Origin of the sequence: Pseudomonas sp. nanlin1 (assembly GCF_045571515.1) — a bacterium.
GTDB lineage: Bacteria > Pseudomonadota > Gammaproteobacteria > Pseudomonadales > Pseudomonadaceae > Aquipseudomonas.
Map to the genome: position 1 here is coordinate 4,613,273 of NZ_CP124218.1, position 20,083 is coordinate 4,633,355.

At 63.0% G+C, this 20,083-nt stretch carries 16 protein-coding genes; 8 read left to right on the forward strand and 8 right to left on the reverse strand.

Annotated features, from left to right (window positions below; all coding sequences use genetic code 11):
- Positions 1–29 precede the first annotated feature (29 nt).
- Together QCL65_RS21295 and QCL65_RS21300 are read right to left on the reverse strand one after the other, a co-directional pair.
- Positions 30–644: a hypothetical protein gene (locus tag QCL65_RS21295; protein WP_407312321.1), complete on the reverse strand. Its 615-nt coding sequence runs from the start codon at positions 642–644 to the stop codon at positions 30–32.
- An 81-nt stretch (positions 645–725) separates the two neighbouring features.
- The gene (locus QCL65_RS21300; protein WP_407312323.1) at positions 726–1,340 is read right to left on the reverse strand and encodes a hypothetical protein; all 615 of its coding nucleotides are present in this window, start codon (positions 1,338–1,340) and stop codon (positions 726–728) included.
- 330 nt (positions 1,341–1,670) lie between these two features.
- Here QCL65_RS21300 and QCL65_RS21305 point away from each other — a divergent pair, with 330 nt between their 5' ends.
- The 6 genes from QCL65_RS21305 (at position 1,671) to QCL65_RS21330 (ending at position 9,102) form a co-directional block, all read left to right on the forward strand.
- Positions 1,671–2,357 carry an ABC transporter permease gene (locus QCL65_RS21305; RefSeq protein WP_407316965.1) on the forward strand — a complete coding sequence of 229 codons (687 nt, stop codon included), beginning with the start codon at positions 1,671–1,673 and terminating at the stop codon, positions 2,355–2,357.
- A 17-nt stretch (positions 2,358–2,374) separates the two neighbouring features.
- Positions 2,375–3,292 carry a glycine betaine ABC transporter substrate-binding protein gene (locus QCL65_RS21310; protein ID WP_407316967.1) on the forward strand — a complete coding sequence of 306 codons (918 nt, stop codon included), beginning with the start codon at positions 2,375–2,377 and terminating at the stop codon, positions 3,290–3,292.
- Positions 3,289–3,942, forward strand: a complete 654-nt coding sequence (locus QCL65_RS21315; RefSeq protein ID WP_407312325.1) for an ABC transporter permease — start codon at positions 3,289–3,291, stop codon at positions 3,940–3,942. Before QCL65_RS21310 ends, QCL65_RS21315 begins: the two co-directional genes overlap by 4 nt.
- The gene (locus QCL65_RS21320) at positions 3,939–5,090 is read left to right on the forward strand and encodes a betaine/proline/choline family ABC transporter ATP-binding protein (protein ID WP_407312327.1); all 1,152 of its coding nucleotides are present in this window, start codon (positions 3,939–3,941) and stop codon (positions 5,088–5,090) included. Before QCL65_RS21315 ends, QCL65_RS21320 begins: the two co-directional genes overlap by 4 nt.
- A gap of 380 nt (positions 5,091–5,470) precedes the next feature.
- Positions 5,471–6,634, forward strand: coding sequence for a type III PLP-dependent enzyme (locus tag QCL65_RS21325; RefSeq protein ID WP_407312329.1), 1,164 nt, complete (start codon positions 5,471–5,473; stop codon positions 6,632–6,634).
- 122 nt (positions 6,635–6,756) lie between these two features.
- Entirely contained in the window at positions 6,757–9,102 is a 2,346-nt protein-coding gene (locus QCL65_RS21330; protein WP_407312331.1) for a PepSY domain-containing protein, read from the forward strand.
- Positions 9,103–9,249: 147 nt separating this feature from the next.
- Here QCL65_RS21330 and QCL65_RS21335 read toward each other — a convergent pair whose 3' ends face one another.
- The 4 genes from QCL65_RS21335 to ptsP all read right to left on the reverse strand — a co-directional run bounded on the left by QCL65_RS21335 (position 9,250) and on the right by ptsP (position 16,512).
- Positions 9,250–10,803: an alkaline phosphatase D family protein gene (locus QCL65_RS21335; RefSeq protein WP_407312333.1), complete on the reverse strand. Its 1,554-nt coding sequence runs from the start codon at positions 10,801–10,803 to the stop codon at positions 9,250–9,252.
- 122 nt (positions 10,804–10,925) lie between these two features.
- Positions 10,926–12,674, reverse strand: a complete 1,749-nt coding sequence (locus tag QCL65_RS21340; protein WP_407312335.1) for a PTS fructose-like transporter subunit IIB — start codon at positions 12,672–12,674, stop codon at positions 10,926–10,928.
- Between the two features lie 11 nt (positions 12,675–12,685).
- On the reverse strand, positions 12,686–13,627 hold the full coding sequence (gene pfkB, locus QCL65_RS21345) for a 1-phosphofructokinase (protein WP_407312337.1): 942 nt from the start codon (positions 13,625–13,627) through the stop codon (positions 12,686–12,688).
- Positions 13,627–16,512, reverse strand: coding sequence for a phosphoenolpyruvate--protein phosphotransferase (gene ptsP / locus QCL65_RS21350; protein ID WP_407312339.1), 2,886 nt, complete (start codon positions 16,510–16,512; stop codon positions 13,627–13,629). Before ptsP ends, pfkB begins: the two co-directional genes overlap by 1 nt.
- Positions 16,513–16,842: 330 nt before the next feature.
- On the opposite strand from ptsP, the gene cra reads away from it, so the two are divergent.
- Both cra and QCL65_RS21360 read left to right on the forward strand, forming a co-directional pair.
- Complete coding sequence (gene cra, locus QCL65_RS21355) at positions 16,843–17,838, forward strand: catabolite repressor/activator (RefSeq protein WP_407312341.1); 996 nt, start codon at positions 16,843–16,845, stop codon at positions 17,836–17,838.
- Entirely contained in the window at positions 17,835–18,632 is a 798-nt protein-coding gene (locus QCL65_RS21360) for a TatD family hydrolase (RefSeq protein ID WP_407312343.1), read from the forward strand. The genes cra and QCL65_RS21360 overlap by 4 nt, the downstream gene beginning before the upstream one ends.
- On the opposite strand, the gene ampE is transcribed toward QCL65_RS21360, so the two are convergent.
- Positions 18,621–19,457: a regulatory signaling modulator protein AmpE gene (gene ampE / locus QCL65_RS21365; protein ID WP_407312345.1), complete on the reverse strand. Its 837-nt coding sequence runs from the start codon at positions 19,455–19,457 to the stop codon at positions 18,621–18,623. The two genes, QCL65_RS21360 and ampE, sit on opposite strands and share 12 nt — an antisense overlap.
- Positions 19,454–20,038 carry a 1,6-anhydro-N-acetylmuramyl-L-alanine amidase AmpD gene (gene ampD, locus QCL65_RS21370; protein ID WP_407312347.1) on the reverse strand — a complete coding sequence of 195 codons (585 nt, stop codon included), beginning with the start codon at positions 20,036–20,038 and terminating at the stop codon, positions 19,454–19,456. The genes ampE and ampD overlap by 4 nt, the downstream gene beginning before the upstream one ends.
- Between the last annotated feature and the right edge of the window lie 45 nt (positions 20,039–20,083).

Consider the following 20,083-nt stretch of genomic DNA (forward strand, 5'->3'; position numbering starts at 1 on the left):
GCCGCTTACCCCGGGGAGCGGAACGGCAATCAGCCCCCTACGCTGGTGACATACAGGTCAGCCGTGAAGCGCGGATCGCCCTCGCCGCCCGAGGCTTTTAAAAAGGCATTCCAATATTTTCCCGAATCGTAACGGCCTTGGGGCGACAGGCAACGCTCGGCGGCCTTGCTGGGCAAGGCTGCACAGTTGCCGTAATCGCCCTCGCTTTGGCCATCGTAGCGCAGCAGGGTGATACCAGGAAATTTACCGGTTTGGGTAGGGGCAAGTTTGCCGTTGGGGCAAGACAAGCACCACAAACGTGTCGGCGGCCCATCCAATGGGTTCAGGCTCAGCCACCCCGTCAGCGGGCTTAGCCCCACTTCGCACTCCAGCCCGCCAGCCGTGGCTCGCACGTTAATGCTATAGAGCAGGCGCCCATTAAAAGCGCGCACACAGACAAAGCGAAATTGGCAACGCTCGGCACGATCTACATCTTTGTAATTGTAGAAATTGTTCACAGTGAGGTAATTGGAGGTCTGCCGCGCGCCGACGGCCCCCTCGGCAGTGTCGAAGCTTTGCACCTCATGAACGTCGAGGAACCCTTCAAAACCTGGGGTCTGGCACTTCACGGTGGCGGTAAAGGAAAACGGTGTATAGATACTCATAACGACTCCATTCGGCTAACGATGAGCGAGCTACCTTGCAGGGCACTGCCTGCGCCGGGCACTTGGAAATGCACACCGCCGCTATGGCTCTTTGTCGACCCTTTTCACGTACAGGTCCGCCACGAACACGGGGTCGCAAGCTCTACCGTCGGCTTTGAGAAAGGCATTCCAATAGGCTCCGGCCTCGTAGCGCGCCCTGGGTGTGATGAAGTCTTCGCTGCTGACGGCGCCGGGGTCGACATTGCCGGGCTCTTCATAAAAGAGCGGGTCTTCATCGCCGCTGTAACGCTGCAGGGTCATGCCGGGGTACTTGCCAGGCTCGGTGGGGTCGTTCATGACGCCGTTGAAGCGGATATGCCAGTAGGTCGGCGCGTGCCCTGCGCAGGGTCTGAGGGTCAAAAAGCAGCCCGTCGACTCCAAGCACACTTCACAATCCTGGCCATCGTGGCGGGTCAGAATCCGGTAGACGGCCGGCCCCCCGACCAACTGGATGCCGAGAAAATAAAAATCGCAGCGCTCTGCTCGGCGCTCCGACCCGTTGCAGACATTGTTCAGGGTGAGGTAGCTCGAAGAGCGTGAGGCCAATACGCCGGAAAGACTGGAGTAGCTGAACTCGCAAGCATCCAAAAAGCCTTCGAAGCCGTCCACCTGACATTTGATGTTGGCCGTAAAACTGGTGCGTGGGGTTATTTTCATGGTCGCTGCCCTGTGCTGTTAGAGAGCGCCTACGGTGGCGAAGTCTGCGCGCGACGGGCACCGGGAAGTAGACACCGGCGCTCCCCTGCGTGAATGGCCAAATAATGTCGCAGGAGGGAACCTTTTCCGTCCAAGGGGCGTCCACTCCCTGATTCGATAGAGCGCCAGGTACTGCAAAATCAACACCTTAGCCTGGCGCAACTGCGTTTATGGCTGGCTTTTATCAGCGAGCTGCTTCTCGCGAACCCACCGTAGGCCGCCAGCCACGGTAGGGGTCGCCGACTGAAATAAAGGAGTCCGCCTGTGGCTAATCGCTATGGCAAAGGGTTAATGGGGTGCGTGGTCGTTATCGCGCTCGTCGCCCTGCTGGTCCATTGGATCGGCATCAGTACCATTGAGCACTACCAAGACGATCTGCTGTTCTACCTGCAAGCCCACATCATGCTGGTGTTTGTTTCAATGATCGCCGCCTTGGTCGTCGGCCTGCCGGCGGGGATCTTTCTGAGCCGCCCGAGTATGGAAGGGCGTGCCGAGCGCTTTATGCAGTTCTTCAACATCGGCAACACCATCCCGCCGCTTGCCGTACTGGCAATTGCCTTGAGTATTCTGGGGATCGGTAGCGGGCCGGCGATTTTCGCGTTGTTTCTGGCCTCGCTGTTGCCGATCGTGCGCAACACCTATGAGGGCCTGCGTAACGTCCAGGGCTCGCTGAAAGAGGCCGCCGTGGGCATCGGCATGACGCCACGCCAGGTGCTGTTCAAAGTGGAGTTGCCCAACGCCGTGCCGATCATCGTCGGTGGCGTGCGCGTTGCCCTGGCGATAAACGTCGGCACCGCACCGCTGGCCTTTCTGATCGGCGCCAACAGCCTTGGCAGCCTGATCTTCCCCGGCATCGCCTTGAACAATCAGCCGCAATTGCTGCTGGGCGCAGCCTGCACCGCCCTGCTCGCGCTACTGCTCGATGCCGCCGTCAGCCTGATCAGCCGTGTCTGGCTGGAACGTGGCCTGACCCACTGAGCGAAGGAATTCCTATGATGAAGAAATCACTATTGGCACTGGGCTTGGCCCTGTTGTGCTCGGGCGTGGCTCAGGCCGCTGAAAAACCCGTGATCCGCCTTGGCGCACGGGTCTTCACGGAACAAACCGTACTCGCCGCCCTGACCGCGCAGTACCTGGACAGCAAAGGTTACGAGGTGAAAGTCACCGGCGGCCTGGGCAGTAACCTGGCGCGTAGCGCCCACGAAACCGGGCAACTGGACATGCTGTGGGAATACACCGGCGTGTCGCTGGTGTCTTACAACCATATCGACGAAAAGCTCGACAGCGCGGCCACCTATGCCCGTGTCAAAGAGCTGGACGCCAAGAAAGGCCTGGTCTGGTTGGCCCCGTCCAGGTTCAGCAACACCTACGCCCTGGCGCTGCCGCAGGAAATCGCCGACAAATACCCACAGGTGAACACCATCAGCCAGTTGAATAAAGTGCTAATGGACGAACCGGACAAAGACCACATCCTGGCGCTGGACACCGAGTTCGCCAACCGCTCTGACGGTCTGGTGGGCCTGACTAAAAAATACGACCTGAAGTTTACCCGCAAGGATATTCGCCAGATGGACAGCGGGTTGGTCTACACCGCCCTGCGCAATGGCCAGGTCTTTACCGGATTGGTGTACACCACGGACGGGCGTCTTAACGCGTTTCACTTGAAGCTGCTGGCCGACGACCTGGGCTACTTCCCCGACTACACCGCGGCGCCCGTGGTACGTCAGGACTTTCTGGCCAAGCATCCGGACCTCGAGGCGCAACTCAAGCCCCTGGCCGAGCTACTGGACGACGCCACCATGCGTGAGCTGAATGCCAAGGTCGATGTCGAACACCAGAGCCCCAATGCCGTGGCTGCCGAGTTCCTCAAGGCCCACCCGATCAACGCTGAAAACACCCCGGAGAAGCCATGAACTTCCTAGATACCTTCTCCCATCTCGACTGGCCATTGGTGCTGCAACTGACCTGGGAGCACATCATGCTCGTGGGCGTGGCCGTGACCCTGGCCATTCTCGCTGGCGTGCCGCTGGGCATTTTCATGACCCGCTTCCCAGCCCTGGCCGGGCCGTTGCAAGCCAGCGCCACTGTGCTGCTGACGATCCCGTCGATTGCCCTGTTCGGCCTGCTCCTGCCCTTCTATTCCAAGTTTGGCCAGGGCCTTGGCCCACTGCCGGCCATCACCGCGGTATTCCTCTATTCCTTGTTACCCATCATGCGTAACACCTACTTGGCGCTGACTGGCGTCGAAGCAGGTATTCGCGAAGCCGCCAAGGGTATCGGCATGACCTTCGGCCAGCGCCTGCGCATGGTCGAGCTGCCCATTGCCGTGCCGGTGATTCTGGCCGGGGTGCGCACCGCCGTCGTGATGAACATCGGCGTGATGACCATCGCCGCCACCATCGGTGCCGGTGGCCTGGGCGTTCTTATCCTCACTTCCATCAGCCGTAGCGACATGTCGATGCTCGTCGTCGGCGCCGTGCTGGTCAGCCTGTTGGCAATCATCGCCGACCTGCTCCTGCAATGGCTGCAACGCTCGCTGACTCCAAAAGGACTACTCAAATGATCGAACTTCAGAACCTGACCAAGACTTTTCACACCAACGGTAAGACCACCACCGCCGTGGACGCCGTGAACCTGACCGTCAATGAAGGCGAAATTTGCGTATTCCTCGGCCCGTCGGGTTGCGGTAAGAGCACCACCTTGAAAATGATCAACCGCTTGATCATGCCAACCTCTGGCAAGGTGTTGATCAACGGCGAAGACACCACCGGCCTGGACGAAGTGACTCTGCGCCGCAACATCGGCTACGTGATCCAGCAGATCGGTTTGTTTCCGAACATGACCATCGAAGAAAACATCACGGTGGTCCCGCGCCTGCTCGGCTGGGACAAACAGAAATGCCACGACCGCGCCCGCGAGTTGATGAGCATGATCAAGCTGGAACCCAAGCAGTACCTCAATCGCTACCCCCGCGAGTTGTCCGGTGGCCAACAGCAACGGATCGGCGTAATTCGCGCCTTGGCGGCCGATGCGCCGCTGTTGTTGATGGACGAACCGTTCGGTGCGGTCGACCCGATCAACCGGGAAATGATCCAGAACGAGTTCTTCGAGATGCAGCGCGCGCTGAACAAGACCGTGATCATGGTCAGCCACGACATCGACGAAGCGATCAAACTGGGCGACAAGATTGCGATCTTCCGCGCCGGTAAGCTGATTCAGGTCGACCACCCCGACACCCTGCTGGCCCACCCCGCCGATGACTTCGTCAGCAACTTCGTCGGCCAGGACAGCACCCTCAAGCGCCTGCTGCTGGTACGCGCCGAGGACGCCGCCGACAACGCCCCGGCGGTCAGCCCGGAAACCCCGGTGGCCGAGGCCCTGGACTTGATGGACGAGCACGACCGCCGCTATATCGTGGTGACCGACAGCGAGAACAAAGCCATGGGCTATGTGCGCCGCCGCGACTTGCACCGCCAGCAAGGCAGCTGCGCCGACTTCCTGCGCGCCTTCAACGCCACGGCGGCCTACGACGAGCACTTGCGCATCCTGCTGTCGCGCATGTACGAGTTCAACCGCTCATGGCTGCCAGTGCTGGACGCCGAGAATGTCTTCCTCGGCGAAGTGACCCAGGAATCGATTGCCGCCTACCTAAGCTCGGGCCGCTCCCGTGGTGGCAAAACCAGCATCGTTTCGCCGGCCGAAACGGCCTAAGCGCGGCGAGGGACCAAGGGGCAGGTCGGCGCCTGCCCTTGATCGTCTAAAAACCGATCAGGGGAACATCACCCTGTCATACAGGTCGGTTAAATAAGAGGGCCTGCTGCAGGCCACGACGAACTCGTGCAAAAACACGACTTTTTTAGTTGATCTGAAGCGTCCCACGCCCTACAGTTCGCGCCGAACGTCCATGCTGGAAACGATCCATCCGGCTCAAGTACTGACGACGAGACAGCAAGGCCATGGGGAAGTCACCTTCCACTGGCCTTTTTGCTTTCGGCGGACATGCCTTGGGAAGTAGGCGAACCAAAGTGGGGATACGGAGGGCGTTCATTTGAACCCATTGATTACAACGTTTGCCAGTAGGAGTCCCTAGCATGTCGATTCAGGTCGAAGACTATTTCGCACGCGATACCTTCCAAAAGATGAAGGCGTTCGCCGACAAGCAAGAAACCCCCTTCGTGGTCATCGACACCCAGATGATCAGCAAGGCCTATGACGACCTGCGCGCCGGTTTTGAATTCGCCCAGGTGTACTACGCCGTCAAGGCCAACCCGGCCGTCGAAATCATTGACCTGCTGCGCGACAAAGGCTCGAACTTCGACATCGCCTCCATCTATGAGCTGGATAAGGTGATGAACCAAGGCGTGGGCCCTGAGCGCATCAGCTACGGCAACACCATCAAGAAATCGAAGGACATCCGCTACTTCTACGACAAAGGCGTGCGCCTGTACGCCACCGACTCCGAAGCCGACCTGCGCAATATCGCCAAGGCAGCTCCGGGCTCGAAAGTTTACGTGCGTATCCTGACCGAAGGCTCGACCACCGCCGACTGGCCGCTGTCGCGTAAATTCGGCTGCCAGACCGACATGGCCATGGACCTGCTGATCCTTGCCCGTGACCTGGGCCTGGTGCCCTACGGTATTTCCTTCCACGTGGGTTCGCAGCAGCGCGACATCAGCGTGTGGGACGCCGCTATCGCCAAGGTCAAGGTCATCTTCGAACGCCTTAAAGAAGAAGACGGCATCGTGCTCAAGCTGATCAACATGGGCGGTGGCTTCCCAGCCAACTACATCACCCGCACCAACAGCCTGGAAACCTACGCCGAAGAAATCATCCGTTTCCTCAAGGAAGATTTCGGTGATGACTTGCCAGAAATCATCCTCGAACCGGGCCGTTCGCTGATCGCCAACGCCGGTATTCTGGTCAGCGAAGTGGTCTTGGTCGCGCGTAAGTCGCGCACCGCCGTAGAGCGTTGGGTATACACCGATGTGGGCAAATTCTCCGGCCTGATCGAAACCATGGACGAGGCGATCAAGTTTCCTATCTGGACCGAGAAAAAAGGCGAAGTGGAAGAAGTGGTCATCGCCGGGCCTACCTGCGACAGCGCCGACATCATGTACGAAAACTACAAGTACGGCTTGCCGCTGAACCTGGCCATTGGTGACCGCCTGTACTGGTTGTCGACCGGGGCTTACACCACCAGCTACAGCGCCATCGAGTTCAATGGCTTCCCGCCGCTGAAGTCGTTCTACCTGTAATGGCTGCAATACCGGGGGCTGCATAACGCAGCCCCGGTTCTTCACGTATCTGCGACTCATTCGCAAAAGTTACGGCATAATACGCCGCATCGCCTCCGCCGAATGAACAGCACGGTACGCCAGTGTTCAAGAAATCCCTCTTTCAATTGCACTGGTTCTTCGGTATCAGCGCCGGCTTGGTGCTCGCCCTGATGGGGCTCACCGGCGCGCTGGTGTCTTTCGAAGACGAAATCCTACGCGCCATCGCTCCGCAAACCCTGACAGTCGAAGCCCCGCCGACGGCGATTCTGCCGCCCGCTGAACTGGTGCGGCGCCTGGAGGCCAGCCAGGGGGAGCAGGTCAGTGGGCTATGGCTGGAGCTTAAAACCGGCTATGCCTCACGGGTCATCTTCGCGCCCCCGCCGGGTGAGCGGCGCGGCACGCAAGCCTACTTCAACCCGTTCACCGGCGAGCGCCACGCGCCGGTGGCCGCCGAAGCTGCGTTCGACTTCGTGCTCGACCTGCATCGCTTCCTCGCGGCAGGCGAAGTCGGGCGCCAGGTGACGGGAGCCTGCACCCTGGCGCTGATCTTTTTCTGCCTGTCCGGGCTGTACCTGCGCTGGCCGCGCCAGCCGCTGAAGTGGCGCGCCTGGCTGACCCTCGACTGGGCACGCAAGGGCCGCAGCTTTAACTGGGACCTGCACGCGGTGTTCGGCACCTGGTGCCTGCTGTTCTACCTGTTGGCGGCCCTGACCGGCCTGTATTGGTCCTACGACTGGTACCGCGACGGGCTTAGCCGATGGCTAACCGATAGCCCAACTGTGGAAAAACGCCAGCCACGCCCCGTTGGCAAGGCGGGTGCCGTGCTGCCCCAAGCCGATTTCGACGCCATCTGGCGCAGCGTGCAGAGCGCCGCCGGGCCGGGCCTGAGCGCGTTCAACGTGCGCCTGGCGCCGAACCCTGGGGAGCCGGCACGGGTGCTCTACCTGCTGCAAGACTCACCCCACGACCGCGCCCTCAACCAGATCAACCTGGACCCGGCCACGGGTGTCATTCGCCGCCACCAACGCTACGCCGACAAGCCCCTGGGCGCGCAGTTGCTGGCAAGCGTCTATGCCTTGCACGTGGGCAGCTATTTCGGCCTGCCGGGGCGAATACTGATGACCGTTGCCAGCCTGACCATGCCGCTGTTTTTTGTCACCGGCTGGCTGCTGTACCTGGACCGGCGGCGCAAAAAACAGCAAGTTCGCCTGGCCCGCGCTGCGCTAAAAGGCACAGCCGGTGGTGACTGGCTGATTGGTTTCGCCAGCCAGAGCGGCTTCGCCGAGCAACTGGCCTGGCAAACGGCGGCGCAATTGCAAAAAGCCGGGCTGAGCGCCGATGTGCGGCCGTTGGGTGAACTAAGCCTGGGGGATCTTAGCCAGGCACGCCGGGCGATTTTCCTGGTGAGCACGTTTGGCGACGGCCAGGCGCCCGATAGCGCCCGGGCCTTCGAGCGTAAGGTGATGGGTAGCGGCTGCCCGCTGGAGCACCTTGATTACGCCCTACTGGCCCTGGGCGACCGCCAATACCCGCACTTCTGCGGCTTCGCCCAGCGCCTGCATGCATGGCTAGAACAGCAGGGTGCGCATGCCGCAGGCGCGCCCATTGAAGTGGACCGCGCCGACCCAGAGGCCTTGAGCGCGTGGCAAGAAACCCTTAGCCGGTTCGGTGGAGTGGCGCCGGTGGACGTCTGGCAGGCGCCCGGCTTCGCTGACTGGACCTTACACGCCCGGCACTTGCTCAACCCCGGCAGTGCCGGCGCCCCGGTCTACCGAATCGACCTGTGCCCGCCCGTGGGCTGCCAGTGGCAAGCCGGTGACCTGCTCGACGTGTTGCCCGCCCATAGCGAGGCACGGGAATACTCGATCGCCTCGATCCCTGCCGACGGCATGCTGCAACTGATCGTACGCCAACACCGCCGCCCCGATGGCAGCCTGGGTGGGGCGTCCGGCTGGCTGACGGCGCAGGCGCCAGTGGGCGGCGCTATCAAAGCACGGCTGCGGGAAAACCGCAGTTTTCATGGGCCTGCGGGCCCTGTGCCGATGATTCTGCTGGGTAACGGTACAGGCATCGCGGGGCTGCGCAGCTTACTCAAACAACGTATTGCCGCGGGTCATCAGCGTAATTGGTTGCTGTTCGGCGAACGCAACGCGGCCCACGACAGCCTGTGCGGGCAGGAGCTTGAGCAATGGTTGGCCGAAGGCAACCTGGCCCGGCTGGACCTGGCGTTTTCCCGCGACCAGCCCAACAGGGTCTATGTGCAAGAGCGCCTGCGCGAAGCGGCCGAGCCCCTGCGCACTTGGGTGGCCGAGGGCGCGGTGATCTACGTGTGCGGCAGCCTGCAGGGCATGGCCAGCGGTGTGGATGCGGTGCTGGCCGAGGTACTGGGCCCTGATGCGGTGGAGCAACTGGTGGAACAGGGCCGGTATCGGCGGGATGTGTATTGAGGTGGGTTCCGCGCAAATACCGTAGGAGGGGGCTCGCCCCCGATCTTTTGATCTTAAAGCGGCGCCGGCCGCCACACCGGCCGCTGGCGCGGCCTCTCGGGGCCAAGGCCCCTCCTACAAGCCAGGGCCCCGCCTACGGCTGGGTTCTCACACCGGCTGCAATTTTTGCTGAAACACCGACACCCCGTCTAGGTCACGCAGGCTGACGGTCATTTCGCCGCTCTGCCCTTCTATCTCCACCTCGCCAAAAAACTGAAAACCGGCCAGTGGCGAAGTGTTCTGCGCGGGTGGGGCTTTTTGGAAGACCACTTCGGGGCCGAAGGTCTTGTCCAGGGCATTGGGCCCGAAACTGCCGGCGTTGAGCGGCCCGGCGACGAATTCCCAGAACGGCTGGAAGTCCTGAAAGGCCGCGCGTTCGGGGTGGTAGTGGTGAGCGGCGCAGTAATGCACATCCGCGGTCAGCCATACGGTATTGCGTACCTGCTGTTGATCGACAAAATGCAGCAGCTCGGCGATCTCCAGTTCGCGCCCTTTGGCCGCGCCATCGTCGCCGTTGGCAATCGCCTCCCAGCGAGGCACCCCCGGGCCGACTTCGCCATCCGGCACGCAGAGGCCAATGGGCATGTCCGCCGCAATAACCTTCCATTGCGCCTTCGAGCCTTGCAGCTCGCCCTTGAGCCAGTCCAACTGGGCGCGGCCGAGAAACGCGGTGGTGGCACCGGGTTCGCTGGCAAGGTTGGCGTCGTTGCCCGCACGATAGCTGCGCATGTCCAGCACGAACACATCCAGGAGCGGGCCATAGGCAATGCGGCGATACACCCGGCCGCCGTTGTCGGCGCGTTGCAAGCGCATCGGCGCATACTCCAGCCAGGCTTGCCGCGCGTTAGCCGCCAGTCGGTCGATGGATTTGACCGTGTAGCGATCGTCGAGCTGCTTGGTGGGGGACCAGTTGTTGGTCACTTCATGGTCATCCCATTGCCAGATCTGCGGCACCTCGGCGTTAAAGCGGCGTACGTTTTCGTCCAGCAGGTTGTAGCGGTAGTTACCCCGGTACTCGTCCAGGGTCTCGGCCACTTTGCTCTTGGCCGGGGTGGTGATGTTGCGCCACACCTGGCCGTTTTCCACGGTCACTTTGTCGACGATCGGCCCGTCGGCATAGATGGTGTCGCCACTGTGGATAAAAAAGTCCGGCAAGCGCAGGCGCATGGCTTCGTAGATACGCATGCCGCCGATATCCGGGTTGATGCCGAAGCCCTGCCCTACCGTATCGCCACTCCATACGAAGCGGATGTTGCGGCGGCCCTCGGGCACCGTGCGCAGGTGCCCGAACCACGGCTCGCTGGCGACCCCGGTGCTGGCGTCCTCAAAGCGCACGCGGTAGAAAATCGTCTGGCCAGCGGGCAACCCCTGCAGGTCAACCCGCGCGGTGAAGTCACTGCGGGTGTCGGCTACGGGCGAGACCAGCTTGCGCGGCTGGCTGAACACGCTGCGGGTGTCCCACTCCACCACCATCTTGGCCGGGCGGTCGCAACGGCTCCACAGTATGGCGCGGCCGTCGAGCACATCCCCGGACTGCACCCCGCCGGTGATGACCGGGCGATCTTTGCTGGCGGCGATCACAGCCGGGGCCAGGCCCGGTAACAGCATGCCGGCGCCGGCCACTTGCAGAATACGGCGGCGGTGGAGGTCGAATGGGGGCATCGGGGCTCTTCCTTCAGTCAACGGAGAAGACATGTAACCCCAAGGGCATGACGCCGATATGACAAAAAAAGCCTGGGGCACACCGCGGTTACACGGTGCGCCCCAGGCCCTGGGCAGTGCGATCAGGCCTTGGCGGGTTCAACCGCCAGGTCGACCGCTTCCGGACGCTTGAGCACGGCGTACAACACAGCCGTCACCGCACTGCCCGCGACAATGGCCAACAGGTAGAGCAACGCGTGGTTGATTGCATTGGGGATCAGCAGCACGAACAAGCCACCGTGGGGGGCCATCAGCTTGCAGCCGAAGTACATCGACAACGCGCCGGTCAGCGCACCGCCGGCGATGCTGGCCGGGATCACCCGCAGCGGGTCCTTGGCAGCAAACGGAATGGCCCCTTCGGAGATGAAGCACAACCCCAGGACCATCGCGGCCTTGCCCGCTTCGCGCTCGCTTTGGGCGAACTTGCGCCGCGCCAGCAACGTCGCGATGCCCAGGCCAATCGGCGGAACCATGCCCGCAGCCATCGTCGCCGCCATGGGCGCGTAGCTTTGCGAGGCCAGCAGGCCAACCGAAAAGGCGTAGGCCGCTTTGTTGATGGGGCCACCGAGGTCAACGCACATCATTCCGCCGAGCAACACACCAAGCAGAATCGCGTTGGTGGTGCCCATGCTGTCGAGGAAATGGGTCAGCCCTTCGAGCATGCCCCGCACCGGCGTACCGACCACGTAGATCATCACCAGGCCGGTGAACAGGCTGGCCAGTAGCGGGATGATCAGGATCGGTTTGAGGGCTTCCAGGCTCGCCGGTAAACGCGCATAACGGTTGATCAGCTTGGCGCTGTAGCCAGCCAGGAAACCGGCAATGATGCCGCCGATAAAGCCGGCGCCCATGGTGCTCGCCAGCAGCCCGCCGATCATGCCGGGGGCCAGCCCCGGGCGGTCGGCGATGGAGTAAGCGATGTAACCGGCCAGCAACGGCACCATCAGTTTAAAAGCGGTCTCACCGCCGATCTGCATCAGCGCAGCCGGCAAGGTGCCCGGCTCTTTAAAGGCCTCGATACCGAACACGAATGACAAAGCGATCAACAAACCGCCCGCTACCACCATCGGCAACATGAACGACACACCGGTCAGCAAATGCTTGTAGACCCCGGTCTTTTCCTGCTTGGCTGGCGCCCCGGCGGTGGAGCCGGAAGACTCCGGTTTGCCTTCGGCCAGGGCCTTTTTCAGGGTGGCCTGGGCTTGCTTGAGGGCGATCCCGGTGCCACAGCGGTAGATGCGTTTACCGGCGAAGCGCTCAGTGGCCACTTCGATATCGGCGGCCAACAGCACCACGTCGGCGGCATCGATAGCTTCGGCCGACAGCGGGTCACGCGCGCCGACCGAGCCCTGGGTCTCGACCTGCAGCTCGTAGCCCAATTGCTTGGCTGCCTGCTGCAAAGCCTCGGCCGCCATAAAGGTGTGCGCCACCCCGGTCGGGCAAGCGGTGATCGCGACCAGGCGCGGCGCACGGTCGCTGGCGCCGGTGTCTAGCTTGGCTGCGGTAGCCGTAGGGGTGGCAGTGTATTCGCGGGCGTCCTGGGCGGCCTGGGCGAGAAACCCATCGACGTCCTGCAGGGCGTGGGCCGGGGTGCTTTGGAAGACCCGCTTGCCGACAAAACGGCTAAGGTCCAAGGCCCCGGTGTTGACCACCAACACCCAATCGGCGTCGGCGATTTCAGCGCCGCTAAGGCGTTTTTCCGGATGCTGCGGGTCGTGCACTTCAACGCTGGTGCTCCAGCCCTGGCGCTGCGCCGCGGCGTCCAGCAAGCGTGCGCTCAACACGCTGGAAACCCGCCCGTTGGGGCAGGCTGTGACAATGGCTAATTTCATGTCCTACCCTCTTATTGTTCTGTCAGCGCGCGAACACTCACGCCACTTTCCAAGCGCTGCAGCGCGTCTGCGTCATTGATGCCGAAACCGATCTGGGTAACCGCCATGGCGGCAATCGCCGTAGCCGTGCGCAAGCTCTGCTCGGGCGCATGCCCACTGAGCAGGCCATGCACCATCCCGGCCAGCAGGGAATCCCCGGCCCCTACGGTGCTGGCCACGTCGACCGTGGGCGGCATGGCGTGCAAACCGTTGCCACCAAAGAACCAGCTGACCCCCTGGGCGCCCTGGGAGATCACCACGTTCTCGATACCCTGGGCGTGCAGCCGCTTGGCCACCGCCACTTGCTGCTCAGGGGTGTCGAGGGGGATTTCCAGCACTTCACCGAGTTCCTCGGTGTTGGGCTTGACCAACCATGGACGGGTCGCCAAGCCGGAGCGCAGGGCGGCGCCGCTGGTGTCCAGGGCGACTTTCAGGCCCAGCTCGAACAGGCGCTCGAGCAGTGCTTGCAACCATTGGGCGTTGACGCCGCGCGGCAGGCTGCCGGCCACCACCACCGCATCGTGGCCAGGGGCGATGCGCTCCAGGCGCGCCAGCAAGGCTTCCTGGGCCGCTGCGTCGACGTAGGTGCCCGGGCCGTTGATGTCCGTGACCCGCCCGCCGCGCTCGGCCAGCTTGATATTGCTGCGGGTTTCCCCGGCGACGCGAATGAACTGGTCATCGAACTGGCGGGCGGCGAACAAGGCTTCGAACGGCTGCAGGTTGTCTTCGCCGAGGAAGCCGCTGACCGTCAGGCTGTGCCCCAGATCGGCCAGCACCTGCGCTACGTTCAGGCCTTTGCCCGCCGCATGGCTGTGCATGGCTTCACTGCGGTTGACTTCACCCAGGTGCAACGCGTGCGTTTCAACCGTGAGGTCGAGCGCCGGGTTCAGGGTGAGGGTTAGAATTCTAGCCATCAGAGGTTCTCCACCAAGGCCCGCACTTGTGTCGCGGAACCCAGCTCCAGCGCACGTTGCGCCAGGCGTTGTGCATCGCTGAGGGTCAGTTCACGCACCCCAGCCTTGACCTCGGCAATGCTGCGCGCCGAGACACTCAGTTCATCTACGCCCAGCCCGACCAGCAGCGGTACGGCGGCTGGGTCGGCGGCCAATTCACCGCAGATACCCACCCACTTGCCGTGGGCATGGGCCGCCCGCACGGTGATGTCGATCAGTTGCAGCACCGCCGGGTGCAAGCCATCGGCCTGGGCCGACAAGGTCGGGTGGCCGCGGTCGATGGCCAGGGTGTACTGGGTCAGGTCGTTGGTGCCGACGCTGAAGAAGTCCACTTCCTTGGCCAGCACTGGCGCCAACAACGCGGCCGAGGGCACCTCGATCATGATGCCCAGTTGCAGGTCGGCCACTGGAATTTCCAGGCGCAGGCGCTCTGTCATATCGCGGGCCTGGCGCCATTCTTCGACGCTGCCGACCATGGGGAACATAATGCGCAGCGGGCGCTGGTCAGCGGCGCGCAACAGGGCGCGCAACTGGCCTTCCATGACGTCTGGCCGTTGCAGGGTCAGGCGAATGCCGCGCACGCCGAGGAAGGGGTTTTCTTCCTTGGCGATCGGCCAGTAAGGCAGCGGTTTGTCCCCGCCTACGTCCAGGGTGCGCACCACCAGGGGCCGCCCCGCCAGGCCGTCGAGGACACGCCGGTACTCGGCTTCCTGGACGGCTTCGTCCGGCGCCTGGGAATGGGCCATAAAGATCAGCTCGGTGCGCAACAGGCCAACGCCCTCCGCACCCTGCTCCACCGCCGCAGCTACACCGGCGCTTTCGCCAATGTTGGCGAACACCTCCACGGCATGGCCATCACGGGTCACGGCGGTCTCCATACGACGCGCGGCAGCGGCTTGCAGGCGCTGCTCACGCTGATCGCGCTCAGCAATCGCGCGTTCCAGGGCGTCGGCCGCTGGGGCGACAATCAGGCGTCCACGTTGGCCATCGAGCAGCAACGGTGTGCCGGCTTCGAGCAACAGCACGGCGGCGCCGGCCCCGACGATCGCGGGAATGCCCAGGGCGCGGGCGACAATGGCGCTATGGGCGGTCGCGCCGCCACGGGCAGTGAGAATGCCGGCGACGCGCGCCGGGTCGAGCCGGGCGACGTCGGACGGGCCGACTTCGTCCATCACCAGAATGTAGGGTTCGCTCGGCTCTTGCGCCGTCTCAACCCCACACAGGTGGGCGAGTACGCGACGGCCGATGTCACGCAAATCGGCGGCGCGTTCGGCCAGCAGCGCATCCTTGAGCGAGGCCTGCTGCGCCGCGGCGGCTTCGATCACCGACATCCAGGCGGCCTCGGCGCTTTCACCCTGCTTGAGCCGGGCCTGGACGTCATCGGTCAAGGCTGGGTCTTCGAGCATTTCCTGGTGGGTTACGAAGATCTCGCGAATGGCCTTGGCCGGGCTGCGCTGGATCAAGCCTTCGATGTCTTCGCGTACCGCAGCCAAGGCGGCGTCTAAGCGTTGGCGTTCTTGGGCCTGGGATTCACCGCGCAGCGGGTAGTCGAAATCGTGCAGCACCTGAATATGGGCAGGGCCAATGGCGATCCCAGGCGCGGCCGGTACGCCCTGCACTTCGCTACCCGGCAAGGGTGCCACCGCCGGTGCCGGCTGGCTGGCGGCAGGCTTGGCCGTGGCGGTGGCCACGGGTGGGGCTGCAGGGGCTTCTTTGGGCAGCGCTTCGACCTCTTCCCCGAGGCCCTGCTCGATGGCCGCCAACAGCGCTGGCAGGGCTTGTTCGGCAATGCTCGGCTCGGCGATCAGTTCCAGCACTTGGCCGCGGCGCACGCCCAGGCTCAGCAGCTTGCTGAGGCTTTTGGCCGAGACCGGCAGCTCGTCGCTGTCGACCACGCGCAGGCGCACCTCGCCCTCGTAGCCTTTGGCTAACTGGGCAAGGATTTTCGCCGGCCGCGCGTGCAAGCCATGGGCGTTGGCCAGGGTGATGCGCGCGCTGGGCCAGTCGGCCGGCACTTCGCCCCCCAGGGCTTCAAGCACGGCTCGAGTGCTGGTGGCGCGGCCCAATTCCTGGCCGCGACCTTCAATCAACAGCGCACACAGGCGCTCCAGCAGGGCCTGGTGAGCCTCACCGAGGCTGGCCAGGCAGAACAGCCCAGTGAGCGGCTGGCCAAGGTAGCGCAAGGGTTTGTCTGGGGTGACGAAGGCCAGGCCAGGACGCTTGACCGTCTGCTCACTGTGCAGCCACCACAGGCCATCGCCCAGTGGCAGCGCTTCAACCTGTTGCAAGATGGCGGCGAAACCGTTGCTCACGCAATCAGCCTGGCGCAACAAGCGAGCGCCGCGCCATACCAGCTCTTCGAAGTCTTCAGCGGCGACCGCGAGCCCGATCATCTGGGCATCCAGGGCGAGCTCTTGTGGCGCGCCCTGCAGCAGCTTCAGCAAGGCTTCCGGGCTGCTGGCACGGCGCAGCGCTTCGCCCAGGTCGGTCTCGCCGAGGGCGCGGGTGAGCAGTTGCAGCAGGCGCAAGTGCTCGTCGGATTTAGCGGCGATACCAATGGCCAGGTAGATGATCTGGCCATCGCCCCAATCCACGCCCTCGGGAAACTGCAACAGACGCACGCCCGTGGCGTGCACCAGGTCGCGGGTTTGCGGGGTTCCGTGGGGGATCGCGATGCCTTGGCCGAGAAAAGTCGAGCCTTGAGCTTCACGCGCTTGCAAACCTGCGAGGTATCCGTCGGCCACCAGGCCATCGGCTTGCAGGTTGTCTGCGAGCAACTGCAGGGCGGCAGATTTACTCTCGGCCGTCTGGCCCATGGATATCTGCTCTATAGTGAGCTCAAGCATGCCTGACTCCTTTTGACAGCGGCCAGGTAGCCGCTGAGGTATTGTTGTGAAGGTTCAGCATAGAGCCTGTATCGCATGAAAAGCAGGCTCTATGCTGTATTGCGCCCTCAGCTGGTGTTTCGGGTCAGCCTCTGACCACGAAAAACCGGGTTTTACGGCAGAAAAACCTCAAGCTGAATCGTTTAATCTAGAATGACAGGCACGTTACTCGATTATCCCTGATCATTGAAGCCCAACCTGTCGCCTTTGCGGCGGCAATTTTCCACGGATACTGCGTGGCCAGGCGGGGAAAACAGCCTGCAGCACCACCCGACATTAAGGAATACTCGGTTGAAACTAAGCGATATCGCCCGCCTGGCGGGAGTGTCCGTGACCACGGCCAGCTACGTCATCAATGGCAAAGCGCAACAACAACGTATTAGCCAGACTACCGTGGAACGGGTACAGGCGGTGGTCGAGCAGCATGGCTTTACCCCTAACCCACAAGCCGCCGGCCTGCGCAGCCGGCATACGCGCACGCTGGGTTTTATCCTGCCCGACCTGGACAACCCCAGTTACGCGCGCCTGGCCAAGCTGTTGGAGCAGCGCGCACGAGCCAGCGGCTACCAATTGCTGATCGCCAGCTCGGACGACGAGCCCGACAGTGAACGGCAACTGCAGCAGCTGTTCCGCGCCCGCCGTTGCGATGCCTTGTTCGTTGCCAGTTGTTTGCCGGCCGATGACACCAGCTACCTTGATTTGCAGGAAAAAGGCACTCCGGTCATCGCTATCGACCGGCTAATGGACCCGCGCCACTTCTGCTCGGTGGTCAGCGATGACCACCATGCAGCCGAGCAACTGACCCACAGCTTGGTCAGCCCCGGCCTGCGCAATATCGCCCTGATCGGCGCTCGCGCGGAGCTGAGCATCAGCCAGGCCCGCGCTGGCGGTTTCCAAAAGGCACTGGCCGGCTTCAACGGCCAGGTGCTGATCGAGCAAAGTGAGGCCTTCAGCCGTGAGTGTGGGCGCCAGTCCATGGCCCGCTTGCTCGACACCCTGGGCGAACTGCCCGAGGCTTTGCTGACCACTTCCTACGTACTGCTGCAAGGTGTATTCGACCTGCTGCAAGAGCGCCCCCAAGCGTCGCGCTCGTTGCGCCTGGGTACCTTTGGCGATACGCAACTGCTCGACTTCCTGCCGCTGCCCGTCAATGCCATGGCGCAGCAGCACGACCTGATCGCCAGCCAGGCCCTGCAACTGGCATTGGACGCCATCGAACGCAAGCAATACGCACCCGGCGTCCAAGCCTTTGCCCGGACCTTCAAGCAGCGCCTGTTCGACCAATGAACCTTCGCCTGGTCGACACCCACACGCACCTGGACTTCCCAGAGTTCGCGGCGGACCGTTCAGCCGTATTGGCCAATGCCCGCGCCCAGGGGGTCGAGCGCGTGGTGGTGCTGGGCGTCCACCAGGCCAATTGGCAGCGCACTTGGGACCTGGTGTGCCAAACGCCAGGCCTGTATGCCGCTCTAGGCCTGCACCCGGTGTACCTTGAGCAACACCAGCCTGAACACTTGGCGCAGCTAAGGGAGTGGCTGCAGCGCCTGCACGGGCATGCGCAGCTGTGCGCCGTGGGCGAGTTCGGCCTGGACTACTACATCCCCAGCCTGGACCGCGAACGTCAGCAACACTGGTTCGAGGCCCAATTACAAATCGCCGCCGACTTCAACTTGCCCGCCTTGCTGCATGTACGCCGCAGCCACGCCCAGGTGATCGCCAGCCTCAAGCGCTATCGCTTGCCCCGCGCCGGGGTCATCCACGCGTTCGCGGGCAGCTATGAGGAGGCTAAGGAATATTTGAAACTGGGCTTCAAACTGGGGTTGGGCGGCGCCGCGACCTGGCCGCAGGCGTTGAAACTGCGCCGAGTGCTGGCGCAGCTACCGCTGGAGGGGGTGGTATTGGAAACGGATGCGCCTGACATGGCCCCGGCGATGTTCCCGGGCATTCGCAATAGCCCCGAACACCTGCCCGCCATCGCCGACGAGCTGGCCCTGGTGATGGGGGTCGACACCCCCACCCTCGCCGCCGCCAGCTACCGCAATAGCCTGGAGCTGTTTGGCTGGGCCCCGTTAGAAGAGTAACGTCCACAAGGCGAACGCGGCATACCAGAGCACCGCTGCACGCAGCAGCAACTCCCACAGGTGATCCAGGCTAGCGACGCCCTCTGGCCCTGCCATGGCCGGCCCGGTGTCAGCCGCCACGCGCCCGACGCGGTCGATCAGGGTGGCCGCGCTAATCTCCCAACTCAACAACTCGTTGAGCATGATGCGGCTTACAGCGACGAAATTGCCCACCAGGGCGAAGCTGGCCGCCAGTATGCGCACGGGCAGCCAATCGAATGCGTGACGCATCTGGCTGGCCTGCTCGGCCAGGGCGGGGTTGGCCGAATGCTCGGCCACCAGTGCCAGCAGGCGGTACACCAGCGCCGCCACCGGCCCCAGCAGGAAGTACCAGAAGATCACCACGAAAAAACTCTGAAACGCTTGCCACAGCAGATGCCGTTGCACCTGCCCTAGCAATTCAGCCGGGGTTTGCGCGTCGAGGGCCAGGTCACGCCGGGCCACTAGCAGGGCGCCCTCGCTGTCTTCGCGGCGCCAGGCATCACGAAACGGCCCCAGGCTGCCCTGTAAATCGCCGCGGCCCAGGCTGTAGATCACCACCCAGAGGTGCACCGGCAGAGCGAGCAGGCCATAGGCGACGGGCTGCAAGATCATCAGCAGCAGGGCCAGCAGCACAGCGGGTAGCACCACGATGAGCAGCAAGATCGCCCACGGTGAGTCCGCCCATTTGCGCTGGCGTTGCAGGCGCTGCAGTTGGCCGAGGAAAAAACCGTCACGCTGGACACGTTGGCGCAGCGCGGAAAACTTCTCCACCCACAACACCAACATCAGTACCAGAAAACTCATGGTGCGCCTCTCTGCTTAACATGGTCAGCGGGTTCACCCGCCAGCAGGGCCCGGTAACGCGGCCAATCAAAACAAGGCCCCGGGTCGAACTTGCGACCTGGGGCGATATCACTGTGGCCACAAATACGCTCAGCCGTGATCGCCGGATACGCGGCCTGCAACTGCCGGGTCAGGTCCGCCAATGCCAGGTACTGCGCATCTTCGAACGGTTGCTCGCCGGTGCCTTCCAACTCGATGCCGATGGCAAAGTCGTTACAAGCCTCGCGCCCTTGAAAACTGGAGACACCGGCGTGCCAGGCGCGGTCTTGGCAGGACACGAACTGGGTAAGCGTACCATCGCGCTCGATCAAAAAATGCGCAGACACGCGCATTGCCGCAATCCCTTCGAAATAAGGGTGCTGGGTAGGGTCCAACTGGTTCTGAAAAAAAGCATGAACCTGGCCGGTGGCAAATTGCGCCGGCGGCAGGCTGATGTAATGGATCACCAGCAACGAGATTTCGCCACAGGGGCGCTCATTGAAGTTGGGCGATGGGCAGTGCGGGACGTCGTGGCACCAGCCAGTGGCGGGGTCCAGCTGCATGGGAGGATCCTGTGGCCTGAAAACGATGGCCCAGTATGCCGCGCG